This window comes from Capnocytophaga sputigena (assembly GCF_002302495.1).
GTDB classification, from domain to species: Bacteria; Bacteroidota; Bacteroidia; order Flavobacteriales; family Flavobacteriaceae; genus Capnocytophaga; species Capnocytophaga sputigena.
The window spans coordinates 87,184-102,778 of sequence record NZ_CP022379.1 but is presented as its reverse complement, the minus strand read 5'-3'; the positions used below and the strand labels follow the sequence as shown (position 1 = coordinate 102,778).

Genomic DNA, 15,595 nt, shown 5'->3' with positions numbered 1-15,595 from the left:
TATTTTTATTTATTTTTTATTCTTCGCTTTTTACTCTTCTTTGTACTACTTCAAAGATACGTTCACCATCACATTTTAATGTTTTAGATGGAAATTTAAGAATAAGAGCATAGTCGTGAGTTGCCATTAGTATAGTGCGCCCTGAGGCATTAATTTCCTTGAGTACTTGCATTACTTCAACGCTGGTTTCAGGATCTAAATTACCTGTAGGCTCATCGGCTAAAATAAGTTCTGGATTGTTCAATAAGGCACGTGCAATGGCTACTCTTTGTTGTTCACCCCCTGAGAGTTCGTGAGGAAATTTAAATCCTGCATTCTGCATTTTCACCTTAGCGAGTACTTCCTCAATGCGTTTATCTATTTTAGTTTTGTCAGTCCATCCTGTAGCTTTTAGAACAAAAGCAAGATTATCATATACACTTCTATCTGTAAGTAATTTAAAATCTTGGAATACTACCCCTAACTTACGGCGAAGCAGAGGAATTTCATCTTCTGTAAGATTTTTAAGATTAAAACCTACTACTTTTCCTTGTCCTTTAGTAAGGGGTAAATCACCATAAAGTAACTTGATTAAGCTACTTTTTCCAGAGCCTGTCTTACCGATGAGATATACTAATTCTCCTTTTCCAACAGTGAGATTTACATTGGATAAAATAAGATTATTTTTCTGATATACAGACACTTCTTTTAAATGTAATACTGGATTTTCCATTGATATAAATACTAAAAGTTGTGTGTTTTACTTTAAAAAATTCTTGCAAAGGTAGTAAAATTATTTAGATAACAGAAATATAAGCACACTTTTATTCATCAAAAACTAAAGCACGATCTGCTTGACTGTATGCCCAAGGAGCTCCATTATTTTCTATATTAGTCATCATTACATTGAGTTCGGCAGGAGCTGCTGATTGTTCCATTACTAAATATTGTCTCATATCCATAATAATAGATAGTGGGTTAATTCCTACAGGACAGACTTCTACACAAGCATTACAAGTAGTGCAAGCCCATAATTCTTCAGGAGTAATATAATCACCTAACAATTGTTTGCCGTCAGGTTGAAAAGTGTCGTGCTTGTCGATATTGCGACCTATTTCTTCTAATCGGTCACGAGTTTTCATCATAATAGCGCGAGGAGAAAGTTTTTTACCTGTGAGATTCGCTGGACACTCATCAGTACAACGCCCACACTCGGTGCAAGTATACGCATTCATCAGTTGTATCCACGTAAGATCGGTTACGTCCGAAGCTCCAAACTTATCTGGAGGGTTAGTATCTTGAGGCATTGTAAAAGAATCGGTATTAGGGTCTAACATTAGTTTCACCTCTTGTGTTACCACAGGGTTTACCTTAGAGGTGCCTAACGGACGCACAGAAGCAAAATAAGTATTAGGAAATGCTAATAGAATATGTAGGTGTTTAGAATAATATAAGTAGTTTAAAAAACACAATATCCCAATGATATGTAACCACCAACAACTGCGTTCTATGATAATAAGAGTTCCTACAGAAACATTTTGTAATAATGGGTGTAGCCATTGACTTATGGGGAAAGTTCCTGCTTGTATATAATGAGGTAGTTGCAGTGCTTGTAATTGGGCATCGGCAGCATTCATCAGCAAGAAAAGGCTCATCATTACCATTTCGGCATAGAGGATATTACTTGCATCTTTTTTAGCCCAACCTTTGAGTTCTGTTTTGTGAAATCGAGGTATTTTTAGGATGTGTCTTCTTATCCAAAACACAATTACTGAAACAATTACTAAAAGAGCTAATATCTCAAAAGAAGCTATCAGAAAATTATAAAATTTTCCTAAAGGAGCAAATACTCTATGAGTACCCAAAATACCGTCTATGAGAATTTCTAACAACTCAATATTGATAATCAAAAAACCTGCATATACAACAATATGTAGTATTCCTACTATGGGACGTACTAACATTTTTTGTTGTCCTAAGGCAAGCCATAACATATTCTTGAGTCGCTCTTTGTGATTACCAGAGGTATTTTCAGCTTTTCCTAAACGGATATTCCTAATAAGTTTGCGTATATTATAAATAAAAAAGCCTCCTCCTATACAGAGAAGTATTAAAAATACTATGTTAGGAAGGAAGCTCATCAATATGTTTATTCAGCTTTTTCTTCGTCGTTTGGTTCGTATACTTTAGCTTTTTTACCAAAAACAGAGAAGTGAAGGTAACGTTTAGGATTCAAACGCAAATCTTGTAATAGTAGTTCAAGTTGTTTAGCCGATTTATCCAAATCTTTATAGAGAGCCTCATCTTTTAGTAGTTTACCAATAGTGCCTTTACCTCCTTCTACATCAGCCAAAAGAGTGTTGAGATTGGTAAGTGTAGTTTGAGCATTGGCAATTACTTTGTTGAGTTCAGCTTCTGAAAGCTGTCCTGATACTTTTGATAAATCAGTAGTGATTTTATTAGCATTGGTTAAAGTAGCATTCAAATTAGTTTGATTAGCAACTAACATTTTGTTGAGGGTAGCTGAAGCTTGATTGAGATTGCGCATAGTTGCACTGAGTTCAGTTATTGCATTTTTCAAATCGTTAGTAGTTTTAGCATCTAAAATACTATTAACTCCTGTAAGGGTAGTATCAGCTTGCCCTAAAAGATGATTGAGTTTATCTTGTGTAGGTTTGATTGATGATGAGAGAGAAGCTAACATATCTTCTTGTACACGTGCTTCTAATATATCACCTGATACAGCTGTGGGTGCATTATCAAAAGCAGGAATAATTTGTAATCCTGCTCCTCCAAGCAAACTATTATAGAGTTCAGCTACACTATTTTTAGAGAATTTGAAATCATCTGAACACTCCATAGTAATTTTTATCTTAGCACTTTTTTCTTCTAAGTCTACCGCTTCTACGCTTCCCACTTTCACTCCATTCACAGTGATTTGTGTACCAGTTTTCAATCCACCTGAATGAGGAAAATAAGCGTAATAAGTATTCGTTTTATTAAATAATGACTTAGACTTCAAAAAGTTGAAGCCTACATAGAAAGCGACAATACCCGCTACTACTATAATTGCTGTTTTTATTTCTCTAGATAGTTTCATCTGTTTCTATTTTCAATAAGTTTTACTTTTCTAATTGTTTAGCTTTCTCTATTGTAATGCGTTTTTTCTGATAAAATGCTATAATATAAGCATCTTTATAGCCTTTTTTTTTTGCTTTGTTTAGTAAATCAAGTGCGTCTCGGTGTTTAGATGCATTTCCATAATAATACACATATACATTTCCATCTTTTTCTGCAGATATAGGAGAGAGTCCTTTGAAGTTAAAAGGTTTAGTTTCTAATTTCTTAGGACTTGAAGAAATCTGTATTTTATAACTCAACTCATTGTTTTTTATTCTATTATTAGTAATGACTTGTTTTGAGCCTCTCCCTCTTACTTGAGAAACACTATCATCTGGTGCAATATAAGAGCTTTTACCTTGTACCCACTTTTTATAAGCAAGAATCGCTTCTGCTATATTTTCAGCGAACTCTTCTTGTCCTTTAGGCGAAGTGAGAAACTTGCGTTCTTCATTATTAGTCAAAAAAGCAGTTTCTATTAGGATACTAGGCATATAAGTTTGATGTAGTACAATAAACCCTGCTTGTCTCACTCCTCTATTAGTACGTTTCATAACTCCTGTAAGTTGATTTTGTACTATTTTAGCCAGCTGAATACTCTGTTCTAAAAATTCCTCTTGCATAATAGAAACACCTATCACTGATTCTGGAGAGTTGATGTTGTATTTAGCGTATTTCTTTTTGTAATCTTCTTCTAAATAAATTACTGAGTTTTCGGCTTTAGCAACCTCAAAGTTTTGCTCATTGGCGTGTAGCCCTAATACATAGGTTTCTGCTCCATCTACTTGAGTTTCGTGAGCATTACAATGTACAGAAACAAACACATCAGCTTTATTTCTATTGGCAATAGCACCACGTTCATAAAGATCAATCAACTCATCGGTTTTACGTGTGTAGATAACCTTTATATCAGGATAGGCTTCTAACTTTTTGCCTACTAATAATACTATTTTAAGTACTACATCTTTTTCGTAAATGTTTTTATTTACTACCTTGCCAGGGTCTTTACCTCCGTGCCCAGCATCTAAAACTACTTTAAATACAGGTGTTTTTTGAGATAGTCCCAACATTGGTAATGTACATAGTACCCATAAGAAGATATAATGGACAAATTTCATCAATTCTTACATTTTCATTTAATAGGCGGCAAAGGTAAGATTTTTACCTTAATACACCAAAATTGAACAGATATTTAACTGATTATTAACGATTGAAATTCTTCTTCACTAATCATTTTCACTCCTAATTGTTCAGCTTTCTCTTTTTTGCTAGGTCCCATATTATCGCCTACTATCACGTAATTAGTTTTTGATGAGATAGATGACCCTACTTTACCTCCGTGTTGTTCAATGAGGGCTTTTAGTTCATCGCGAGAATATAAGTGAAAGACTCCAGAAACTACAAAAGTAAGTCCTTTAAGGGTATCTGTATGTCCTTCAGTAGATTCCTCTGAAAGAGCAAATTGCAATCCATAGCTTTTGAGTCTATCAATAAGTTTACGGTTATAGTCGTCTGCAAAGAAATTTACTACACTGGTAGCTATTTGGTTGCCTATTTCGTCTACTTCTACTAATTGTTCTATCGTAGCATTTTCGAGCGCTTCAATATTTTTATAGTGACGTGCCAGCTTCTTGGCAACAGTCTCACCTACATATCTAATTCCTAAAGCAAAAAGTACGCGTTCAAAAGGTATTTCTTTTGATTTTTGAATACCTTTTACAATATTCTCAGCACTCTTTTGTGCCATACGTTCTAAAGGTAACAATTTCTCTACTGTTACCTCATAGAGATCAGCATAAGTATGGATAATACCAGCACGGAAGAGTTGTTCTACAGTCTCTTCACCTAAGCCTTCTATATCCATTGCTTTACGTGAGATAAAATGTTGTATTTTACCCGTAATTTGGGGTGGACAGCTATAGGTATTAGGACAATAGTGTTGCGCTTCACCTTCGTTACGTATTAACTCAGTACTACATTCAGGACAATGGGTGATATATTGCACGGGTTGAGCATCAGCCTCACGCTTATCTAAGTTCACTCCTACAATTTTAGGGATAATTTCTCCTCCTTTTTCTACATATACCGAGTCTCCTATGCGAATATCGAGTTTTTCAATCTGGTCAGCATTATGTAATGAAGCACGCTTTACTACAGTTCCCGCTAATAACACAGGTTTGAGATTTGCCACTGGAGTAATAGCTCCTGTACGCCCCACTTGGTAGGAAATACTCTCTAAAACAGTGTCTACTTGTTCTGCTTTGAACTTGTAAGCCATTGCCCAACGCGGTGATTTTGAGGTATATCCTAACTCTTCTTGCTGGGCAATATTATCTACCTTTACCACTACTCCATCTGTTTCATAAGGCAAAGTGTGGCGTTTGGTATCCCATTCGTTGATAAAGTCCATTACTTCGGCAGTAGAATGACACAATTTGGAAATATTAGGTACTTTAAAGCCCCATTCGCGCGCTTTTTCTAAACTCTCAAACTGACTCTTTACACCTGTGTTCCCTACCAAAAAATACAACAAGCAATCTAAACCTCGTTTAGCAACCTCGGCAGTATCTTGCAATTTGAGACTACCGCTGGCGGTGTTACGAGGGTTCATAAAAGGGTCTTCGCCAGCTGCTATACGTTCCTTATTGAGGTTTTCAAAGGCTTTTTTAGGCATTACTATCTCTCCGCGAATATAAAAACGTTCCGGATAATCGCCTTTAAGTTGTAAGGGTACTGAACGAATTATACGCACATTAGCGGTAATATCGTCACCTTGAATACCATCACCACGAGTAGTAGCTTGTTTAAGCTTGCCGTTTTCGTATAATAAATCTATAGAAGCACCATCGTATTTCAGTTCACAAGTAAAATTGATTTGGTCACTTCCCAATGTTTTAATAATACGTTGTTCCCATTCCTCTAAGTCTTCTTTAGAATAAGAGTTATCTAAGGAATACATACGATATTCGTGTACTACAGTGGGGAAACTTTTAGTTATAGTTCCTCCCACACGTACAGTAGGTGAATTCTCATCATAAAACTCAGGATGTGCTTTCTCAAGAGCTTGCAACTCTTTAAGTTTTTGGTCAAACTCATAATCCGAAATTGTAGGATTATCTAGTATATAGTAGTTATAATTGTGTTGATTAAGCTCTTCACGAAGCTGTTGTATCTTTTCTTTCATAGCATAGTTATTAAATAATTGTCTATGTAGTTCACATTTATCTTAGTACTCTATCAGGTTCTTTGTTTTTCTCCCACTTCAAATCTGAAAGCATTGAAGCTTTGATACCAATAAAGAAGTACCATGAGCTACGATAACCAAAGGGGGTAAATTGAAAACTCATACGAAAACTGTTCAGATCGCGTTCAAAACGTACTTGAGTATAGGTGAAACCTTGATTTACAAAATCATAACCACTGGAAAGCCCCACTTGCCACTTAGGTGTAAGTGATACATTCCCTGAGAACATTAGAGAATTATTAGATATAGTACTTTCACGTGCTTGATTACTATAAGTAAGTGAGTGTGCAAGAGTAATATCCCAAGGTATAGCCGCTTTGTAGTAGGTTTTCTTCTCTTCTTTATCTTCGCTTTCTTTGCGGTTCTTATCCATATCCTGCACTTCACTTAGTGGTTTTGATGAGCCAAAGAGATCATCTGTACGACCTCCAGCTACAGTGCCTGTCTGTTTGTTTTTGTCTTTATTTTTATCCTTTTTATCTTTGTTTGAGAATGAATAATTAGTAGAAACATTGGCATTAGTAAGTCTAAAGAGACTACCTCCATTATTGATATTCCATTTCTCCATTTGTCGTCCATTGTTGTCTATTGCATAAGGATTTAGAGTAGCTCCAAAATTTACTCCAAGTTTATTGTTGAAAAATGAAGTCCCTCCTGTAATATTTAGAGGACTAAATTGTTTAGTGATTACATTATAGTTAGAACTGAAGTTGAGACTATTCAAGAGCATTACCTTTTTCGGTTCAGCATCAGTGCTATCTTTTTGTTTCACTTTGGCTTCAAAGGTATTTGCAAGTGAGAACCCTATTGATTGTGACTCACCCAAACTTGGCGTACCGTAGATACCCCCCTCAAAACGCGTGTATTGTGAGCGGTTGCCATAAGCATCCGAAATGTAATAATCATAATATTGGTCAAAAGAAGGATTATAACCATAACTTACCGAGGGTCGCATTACGTGACGAATAGCTTGAATTTTAGCATTCTTACCAAAACGAAAAGTACCATAGATGGTTGTACCAAGACTCGCCCCGAGGTTGTACGTCATAAAGCGGTCAAAACCACTGAGAGTATCAATTCCTACCTTACCAGTATTACTATTAAAGTCTTTGCGGCGAATTGTTTTAAACTGCCACGTTTCGTTCAAAGAAGAATTTAATCCCAAGGTAACATACTTAAATAGTTTAGCTGTTGTACTCACAGGTATAGAGTGTCGTACTCCATTCTTAGCATCATCAAACATCTTTTTGCTAAAAAATAAGCTGTCATAAGTTGCAAATCTATTATCAGCTTGCATACTGTATTGAAAATTCAAACTCTTGATAAGTCCTTTCTTTGCTTGCCCTTCACGAGCAAAAGGGTAAATGCGTTCCATACTTGCACGCATTGAAGGCAAGGTCATATCAATGCTTTTGGTATTTGTATTCTGAGAATGTGATGCCGATAGTGATAAGTTAATTGAAGGATAGGCAGGAAATGTTTTAGAATACGAAATAGACGACATCATCGTGTTGTTCAAAAAGTTTGATGTATTTACTTGATTGTATGATTCTTGATAATACCTACTATTACTCGATAAGTTTACTGAAGCTGAAAAATTAGAATTCGGGTTAGCCTTGCCGTCTTTGGAATGCGACCATTGTATGTTATACATACGACTACCTGAATAATCGGGTAACCCCTTCATACTATAGATGTTATTTTCAAAAGAAAGATTAAAACTTCCCGAATACTTATATCGTTTCACATAAGCCGATTGAGCCCTAAGACCATAGCTGCCATTAGTATAATAGTCACCTGTAAGTGAAAGATCAAAATTATCGCTAATCACAAAATAATAACCTATATTTTGTAAGAAATAACCACGGTTATTCACTTCTCCAAAAGTAGGGAAGATAAGTCCTGAAGAACGTCCTGATACCATAGGATAATAAGCAAACGGAATAGCTAAAGGGGTAGGAATATCCACGATATACATATTGCTAAACCCCGCAATAATCTTTTTCTTAGGTACAAACTTCGCTTTGCGTACTTTGATGTAATAATCAGGATCGTCAAGGTCTTCAGCAGTAGTGATAATTGCATTTCTCATAAAGTAAGTAGAGTCATTCTCCTTTTTTATGATCTCACCTTTTATATTATTTTCGTCCTGTTTGGTATAAGCATTGCGGATAATCGCCTTCTGGTTACGATAGTTAAAGCGAATAGAATCAGGCTCTATCACATCACTACCCTGCTTAAATACAGGGTGCTGACTGTATTCTCCTAAACTGTCTTTCAAACGTCCCGCATATACCTCTCCTTTCTCGTAATTAATCACATCTACGCCTGCTGTAATGTCAATATCAGTATATTGCACATTAGTTTCATTATACAAGATGATTTCATTCTTTATTCTATTGAAAACAATACTATCCTTAGCTTTGTATTTCACTATATCTTCCAAAGTATTCTTAGGTTTCTTAATAGTATCGTTTTTAAGGGAGTCTTTAGCCTTTCCTGAAGTCTTTTTGGGCTTGATACGTCGTCCACGACGGTCATTCTTAGGCTCTATAGTGTCTTTTTTAATAGTATCGCGTGCTACCCAAGGATAGGTATAGTTAAAACCACCTGTCTTAAAGGCAAATGATTCAGAATACCAAAAGCAACAGCTTACTACTAACAAGCTGATAATAAAAGTGAGTTGACGTTTATACTGTAACAAAGTTTTTCCGAATATAGTTTTATTGAGGCGACAAAAATACAACTTTTTTTTGAAATGTCAAGAACTATATCGTAACTTACTATTGGGAATGTCCCTACTAGCCTCCAAAACTACCATTTATTAGTCTCTTTTACTTAAATTATCATATTCATAACGAAATCACCTTTTTCTTGAATTTTCCGCAATAACTGTAATAACGAATAATAAACGAAGAAAGAACGAACAATAAACGAAGAAAATACATACTTTACTTATTGGCGAATACTTAACAAATTGAACAAATCATTGATAATAATGTAAAACTAAAAATATTTGAACACTACTTGTTTTATTACCTATCACCTAAAAAAATCTCTCTCTTCATTCGTAATTCCTAATTATTTTGTACTTTTGCCCTTACTTTAACAAAGTAAATGATGATGACTCTCAAAAATATCAAAGTATTTATTAAAAAATCCCTTCTTTTCAAGATTTTAGCCTTTGTCATAGCCTTAGTGCTTATCTTGCAAGTATTCCCCGAAAAAGCAAAATTCAAATACGAATTTCGCAAGGGTGAACTTTGGCAACACGACAATCTATATGCTCCTTTTGATTTTCCCCTAAAAAAAACAGAGCAACAAATAAACTCTGAAAAACAACAAATTACCAATCAATCTACCGTTTATTACAAACAAGATACAACTGCCTTTATAAGTGCTAAACAGAAGTTTGAACAGAAAAAAAATAGCTATTTCAATCAATTGTCTAAACACAAAAAAGAGCTTTTACTCCACAAAGCTGAAACATTTTTAACTGAAAGCTATCACAATGGGATAATGCTCAACCCTCCTGTGTTCAAAACTTCCGAAATCGCAATTATCAAGCAAAACAACCAAATTATTGAGGTCTCAGCCTCTCGCGTATTATACCTTCAACAGCTAAATAATGCCATTAAAAACTATTTCAATACAGCTCCTTACAACGAACATCTCAAAAATTACTACGACCTTTTCTTTGATATCCTCACCCCTAATCTTGTAATCGACCAAAATTTTACCCAAAAAGCCCTAAATCAAAACCTCAAAGAGATTGTCTATACGCGTGGATGGGTGAACAAAGGAAAACTTATCATTGCCAAAGGTGAATTGGTAGAAGGTGAAAAACTAAACACTCTCTTATCTCTTAAAGAAGAATATGAGACTCAAACGTGGAGTCAAAATAACTATAATTGGTCGCTCTCAGGTTATTACACATTAGTAGCTATGGTATTGATACTAATGGCTTTATACTTAAAAATATATGAAAAGAAGATATACAAAAGCAATCTCAAATTGAGTGTTATCTTGCTCAATATGCTCACGATGATTCTTTTCGTCGGACTCATCTCTCGCTATTTCCCCGATTATATCTATATTGTCCCCGTAGGAATGATGGTGCTCATTCTCAAGTCGTTTTTCGATTTGCGCACCGTCCTCTTTGTGTATATCAGCACCATACTCATCACAGGCTTCATTGTGCCTAATAGCTTCCAGTTTGTGTTCATACAAATTGTAGCTGCTATGGCTATCATCCTCACTCCTAAGGGAATGCACTACCGATTGAGTAGTTTTGTATCAGCGGGACTCATCACGGCTGCCTATTTAATTATTTATATCGCTTTCCATACCATTACCGAAGGGACTCTCAAAGGGCTCGATCTCTCTCTGCTTACTCTTTTCATTCTCAATGGTATAGGAATCCTATTTTCACAACCTTTTACCTATATCTATGAACGTACTTTTGGCTTAGTTTCCGATGTCTCTCTCTTGGAACTTTCCGACACGAACACCAAACTTTTGCGCCAACTCTCCGAAAAAGCTCCTGGTACTTTCCAACACTCTATGCAGGTGGCAAATCTTGCCGAAGCTGCTGCTGCCGAAATTGGCGCTAATACGCTATTGGTACGTGTAGGAGCACTATATCACGACATAGGTAAGATGGAAAATCCTATTTATTTTACTGAAAACCAGAAAACAAGCCTCAACCCTCACGACCAGCTCACTCCTGAACAAAGTGCTAAGGTGATTATCAAACACGTTACCGATGGTGTCGAACTCGCTCATAAAAACAAACTGCCTAAACGCATCATCGATTTCATCAAAACTCATCACGGACGCAGTCTTACCTATTATTTCTATCGCAAAGCCTTAGATCTAAATCCCGAAGGCACTAAAGAAGAAGATTTCCGCTACCCAGGTCCTATTCCTTTCTCCAAAGAAACAGCTATACTGATGATGGCTGATTCGGTGGAAGCCGCTACCAAAAGTCTTAAAAACCCTACTTTTGAAGCTCTCAATGAGTTCGTCGATCGTATCATCAAAAAACAATTAGATGACAATCAATTTGCTAATTCCGATATATCTTTCAAAGAAATCGAAGCTATCAAACGCATATTTAAAAACAAACTCACCAATATCTACCACGTGCGTATCGAATACCCCGAGTAATTGGCACTCTTATTAACATCCGATTCTCCTAGACTCTCCAAGTCTCTCCGAGATTCTCAAAATCTAAAATAAACATCAAAAAAATATGAAACACTACTTTGTATTATTTTCGCTAATATCAACAATGGCAATAGCACAAAACCAAACGCCTACCGTCGAAGTTGTAGGCGAAGGTATCGTATATGCAACCCCCGATATGGTAAATATCTCTATCAGTATCGAAAAAGAAGGGCTTGATTTGAAGAACCTCCGACAAAAGAACGGCGAAGCTGTGGCTCAAGTATTACAACTTTTGAGTAAGGAACTCCCTATGGAGAATTTCCAAACCAGCTATGTATCTCTTTATAAAGACGATTATAACAAACTGAATAAATATCGTGTCGTGCAAAATATCAATATCAAATTAGAAGATATCAGCAAGTACGACAACTTGATGAATGCTATTTTCGATGCAGGAGTAAACCGAATTGACGGCATCAGTTTTGGAGTAAAAAACAAAGAAAAACTCTTACAAGAAGCCCGCGTAGCTGCTATTGACGATGCCCGTAAAAAAGCCCTGCTCTACGCAGTAAGTTTAGATCAGAACATTGGCAAAGCTATCAAAATCAAGGAAGTAAACTCTCATTTTAATGATATACAACCCGTTGAAAGAATGAGCAAAATGAGTTTAGGAAGCCCCGCCAACGGAAGTGATAATACTTTAGCCGTAGGTAAAATAGCTATAGAAGCTCAAGTAAATGTAGCATTCGAACTTTTAAAATAAATTCACTATGGGAACACAAGAAATTATAGCCTATATTTTAGTAGCAATAGCAGCTGTTTTCTTAGTAAAAAAATTGTTTTTTAACAAAAAGAAAGGCTGTTCTGGAGGCGCTAATTGCAACTGCGGACACTAAATAATTAAAAAAATGCTATTTCACAAATTTGCTAATTGACAAATTATTCGTACCTTTGCGCCCTCAATTTTAAAAAATATAAATTATATCTATGACTGCTATTAGAAATATAGCTATTATTGCCCACGTTGACCACGGAAAAACTACCCTCGTTGATAAAATCTTGCACCATTGTGCACTCTTTCGCGACAATCAAGATTCAGGCGAACTGATATTAGATAATAACGACCTCGAACGCGAACGCGGTATTACCATCCTCTCTAAAAACGTATCTGTTGTTTATAAAGACATCAAAATCAACATCATCGATACCCCTGGTCACGCCGACTTTGGTGGTGAGGTTGAACGTGTCCTCAATATGGCTGATGGCGTACTTCTATTAGTAGATGCCTTTGAAGGTCCTATGCCTCAAACGCGCTTTGTACTCCAAAAAGCTATCGAAATGAAGTTGAAACCTATTGTGGTAATCAACAAAGTCGATAAAGAAAACTGTACACCTGATGAGGTACACGAAGCTGTATTCGACCTGATGTTTGAACTCGGTGCCGAAGATTGGCAACTCGATTTCCCTACTGTCTATGGTTCAGCTAAACAAAACTGGATGTCTGAAGACTGGCACAAAAAAACAGATAGCATCGCTCCTCTACTCGATATGGTGGTAGAGCACATCCCTACTCCTCAAATTGAAGAAGGTAGCTTGCAAATGCTCATCACTTCTCTTGATTATTCTACCTTTACAGGTCGTATCGCTATCGGTCGCTTGCACCGTGGTATCCTAAAAGCTGGTATGAATATTTCATTAGTGAAACGTGATGGAAGTATTGTAAAATCTAAAATTAAAGAACTACACTTATTTGATGGTTTAGGGCGTAAAAAAGTAGAGGAAGTACAAGCAGGCGACATTTGTGCGATTGCTGGCTTAGAAGGCTTTGAAATTGGTGACACCATCGCCGATTATGAAAATCCCGAAGCACTTCCTACTATCGCTATTGATGAACCTACAATGAGTATGCTCTTCACTATCAACGATTCTCCTTTCTTCGGTAAGGATGGTAAGTTCGTAACCTCTCGCCATATCAAAGAACGTTTGGAACGCGAATTAGAGAAAAACCTCGCTTTACGTGTAGAACCTACCGATAGTGCCGATAAGTTTATTGTTTATGGTCGTGGGGTATTACACCTCTCAGTGCTCATCGAAACAATGCGCCGTGAAGGTTACGAATTACAAATAGGTCAGCCTCAAGTAATTATCAAAGAAATCGATGGTGTAAAATGTGAACCTGTAGAAGAACTTACTATCGATTTACCTGAGAACGTAAGTGGTAAAGCCGTCGATTTGGTAACCCTTCGTAAAGGTGAAATGCTAAGTATGGAGCCTAAAGGTGAACGTATGATTATCAAGTTCATCATTCCTTCTCGCGGTATCATTGGTTTGCGTAACCAATTGCTCACAGCTACTGCTGGTGAAGCTATTATCCACCACCGTTTCTTGGAATTCCAACCTTTCAAAGGTGAAATCGCAGGGCGTATCAATGGGTCGCTCATCTCTATGGAACAAGGTACTGCTATCCCCTACTCTCTTGATAAATTGCAAGACCGCGGTAAATTCTTCATCTTCCCAGGCGAAGACATCTATACAGGGCAAGTAATTGGTGAAAACTCTCGTAGTGGAGATATCGTTGTGAATGTTACGAAGACTAAAAAACTTACAAACGTACGAGCTGCTGGTTCTGATGAAAAAGTGAAGTTAGCACCCCCTATTAAGTTTTCATTAGAAGAAGCTTTGGAATATATCCAAAAAGACGAGTACGTTGAAGTAACACCAAAAAATATGCGCTTGCGTAAAATCTACTTAGATGAAAATGAACGCAAACGCCACGAAAAAGAGTTTAAATAATTAAGCAAATATTTTCCAAAAACAAAAGAGGTTGCCCAATATTGAGTAACCTCTTTTTAATTTTTAATTGTTAATTTTTAATTGTTTTATTGTTTCCTCCACAGTCTTGTCATAGTCAATCCCTAAACCTTCTTGTTGTGATACCAATTCACCTTTTTTGTTAAACACACTGATGATGTTAGAATGCGAGAAATCCACTGGTGATATTTGCTTGTAGTTCACGGCAAGTACTGCAGCAAACTCTCGTGTTTGTTCTTCATTAGAACGAAGGAATAGCCACTGCTCGTCGTCCATTTGTCTTTCTTTGGCAAAGGCTTTTAAGTGCTCTGGCGTATCCGTCTCGGGATCTATACTCACCAAAAGATATTTTACTTGTTTGCGTTTATCTCCAGCTTGTTCATCTACGCGCTTGCGTATTTCGCGCATATCTTTAATAAGGATAGGACAAGCGGTCTTGCAAGAGGTGTAGATCATTACCACCACCAATACATTCCCTTTGAGGTCTTTAAGTTCTATGTTATCCCCATTCTGGGTCGTCCATACCGCTGGCAAGTGATATACTGATAAGTCCGAAAAACTATCAGTCGTCTTTGCAACAGTACTATCTGCCACTGCTTTTGTATCTGTTGTAGCAGTGTTGCTATTGTGGTTATTACAATTGAGTAATAACAAACTCAGTAAAATAAAATATAATGTTTTCATTAATAGTAATTTTTTCTAAGGTTTATCTTCATTTTATCATATTTTGCTTCTAAATCTTCTAAAAATTCCTACAGAACATCGGCTACATCTTCATAATTCTCATAAAGATATTTATCGTCAATTCCTTGTTCCATAATCCTTTTTATTTCTTTCAATTTAGCTCTTATATATCTATACGAGCTTGTTGTCCCATCATAGTATAGAAATTCTTGTACATATTCTTTCAATCTATCATAATCCGCATTAGCTTCTACAATCATAGTCTTGATATAGATATTTACCAATGCTATAATCGTCAGCTCTGCCGATTCTTTATAGATATCTACTATCACATAATTACAGATTTCATCTATATCGTTATATGACATATTCTTCAAGTTGTCATTATCGCCTAATAACAACTCACAATCTTCTATAACAGCTCTATATTTTGTTACAATATCTTTCATTATTAAAGCTACCTAGAGTTCCTCCTATTTTCTTAAAATCTCTCCAAAAATTCTGAAACTCATTTGTCAATTATTATAGTAAGTCAGAATTGGTTTGCAAAATTTTCATCACTACATTTTGCAAAAGTTTTAGGTTTTA

At 36.1% G+C, this 15,595-nt stretch carries 12 protein-coding genes; 4 read left to right on the top strand and 8 right to left on the bottom strand.

All coding sequences use genetic code 11. The features are described from left to right. Positions 1–16: 16 nt before the first annotated feature. The 6 genes from CGC57_RS00435 to CGC57_RS00410 all read right to left on the bottom strand — a co-directional run bounded on the left by CGC57_RS00435 (position 17) and on the right by CGC57_RS00410 (position 9,047). Positions 17–712, bottom strand: coding sequence for a cell division ATP-binding protein FtsE (locus CGC57_RS00435; protein ID WP_009413127.1), 696 nt, complete (start codon positions 710–712; stop codon positions 17–19). A 91-nt stretch (positions 713–803) separates the two neighbouring features. Beyond that, entirely contained in the window at positions 804–2,120 is a 1,317-nt protein-coding gene (locus CGC57_RS00430; protein ID WP_095897532.1) for a 4Fe-4S dicluster domain-containing protein, read from the bottom strand. An 8-nt stretch (positions 2,121–2,128) separates the two neighbouring features. After that, positions 2,129–3,079, bottom strand: a complete 951-nt coding sequence (locus tag CGC57_RS00425; protein ID WP_095897531.1) for an MlaD family protein — start codon at positions 3,077–3,079, stop codon at positions 2,129–2,131. 22 nt (positions 3,080–3,101) lie between these two features. Then, positions 3,102–4,217, bottom strand: coding sequence for an N-acetylmuramoyl-L-alanine amidase family protein (locus tag CGC57_RS00420; protein ID WP_095897530.1), 1,116 nt, complete (start codon positions 4,215–4,217; stop codon positions 3,102–3,104). A gap of 74 nt (positions 4,218–4,291) precedes the next feature. Further along, positions 4,292–6,283: an NAD-dependent DNA ligase LigA gene (gene ligA / locus CGC57_RS00415; RefSeq protein ID WP_095897529.1), complete on the bottom strand. Its 1,992-nt coding sequence runs from the start codon at positions 6,281–6,283 to the stop codon at positions 4,292–4,294. A gap of 37 nt (positions 6,284–6,320) precedes the next feature. After that, entirely contained in the window at positions 6,321–9,047 is a 2,727-nt protein-coding gene (locus tag CGC57_RS00410) for a putative LPS assembly protein LptD (protein ID WP_095897528.1), read from the bottom strand. Between the two features lie 416 nt (positions 9,048–9,463). Between CGC57_RS00410 and CGC57_RS00405 the strand changes: the two genes are divergently transcribed. The 4 genes from CGC57_RS00405 to typA all read left to right on the top strand — a co-directional run bounded on the left by CGC57_RS00405 (position 9,464) and on the right by typA (position 14,305). Further along, positions 9,464–11,512 (top strand): HD family phosphohydrolase, encoded by a 2,049-nt coding sequence (locus CGC57_RS00405; RefSeq protein ID WP_172595607.1) that lies wholly within the window; start codon positions 9,464–9,466, stop codon positions 11,510–11,512. An 85-nt stretch (positions 11,513–11,597) separates the two neighbouring features. Continuing rightward, on the top strand, positions 11,598–12,275 hold the full coding sequence (locus CGC57_RS00400; protein WP_095897526.1) for an SIMPL domain-containing protein: 678 nt from the start codon (positions 11,598–11,600) through the stop codon (positions 12,273–12,275). Between the two features lie 7 nt (positions 12,276–12,282). Further along, positions 12,283–12,408: a FeoB-associated Cys-rich membrane protein gene (locus tag CGC57_RS00395; protein ID WP_002678112.1), complete on the top strand. Its 126-nt coding sequence runs from the start codon at positions 12,283–12,285 to the stop codon at positions 12,406–12,408. A gap of 91 nt (positions 12,409–12,499) precedes the next feature. Next, on the top strand, positions 12,500–14,305 hold the full coding sequence (typA, locus tag CGC57_RS00390; RefSeq protein WP_095897525.1) for a translational GTPase TypA: 1,806 nt from the start codon (positions 12,500–12,502) through the stop codon (positions 14,303–14,305). 63 nt (positions 14,306–14,368) lie between these two features. On the opposite strand, the gene CGC57_RS00385 is transcribed toward typA, so the two are convergent. Next, on the bottom strand, positions 14,369–15,007 hold the full coding sequence (locus CGC57_RS00385) for an SCO family protein (protein ID WP_095897524.1): 639 nt from the start codon (positions 15,005–15,007) through the stop codon (positions 14,369–14,371). A 68-nt stretch (positions 15,008–15,075) separates the two neighbouring features. Then, positions 15,076–15,384: a hypothetical protein gene (locus tag CGC57_RS00380; RefSeq protein ID WP_232747255.1), complete on the bottom strand. Its 309-nt coding sequence runs from the start codon at positions 15,382–15,384 to the stop codon at positions 15,076–15,078. Between the last annotated feature and the right edge of the window lie 211 nt (positions 15,385–15,595).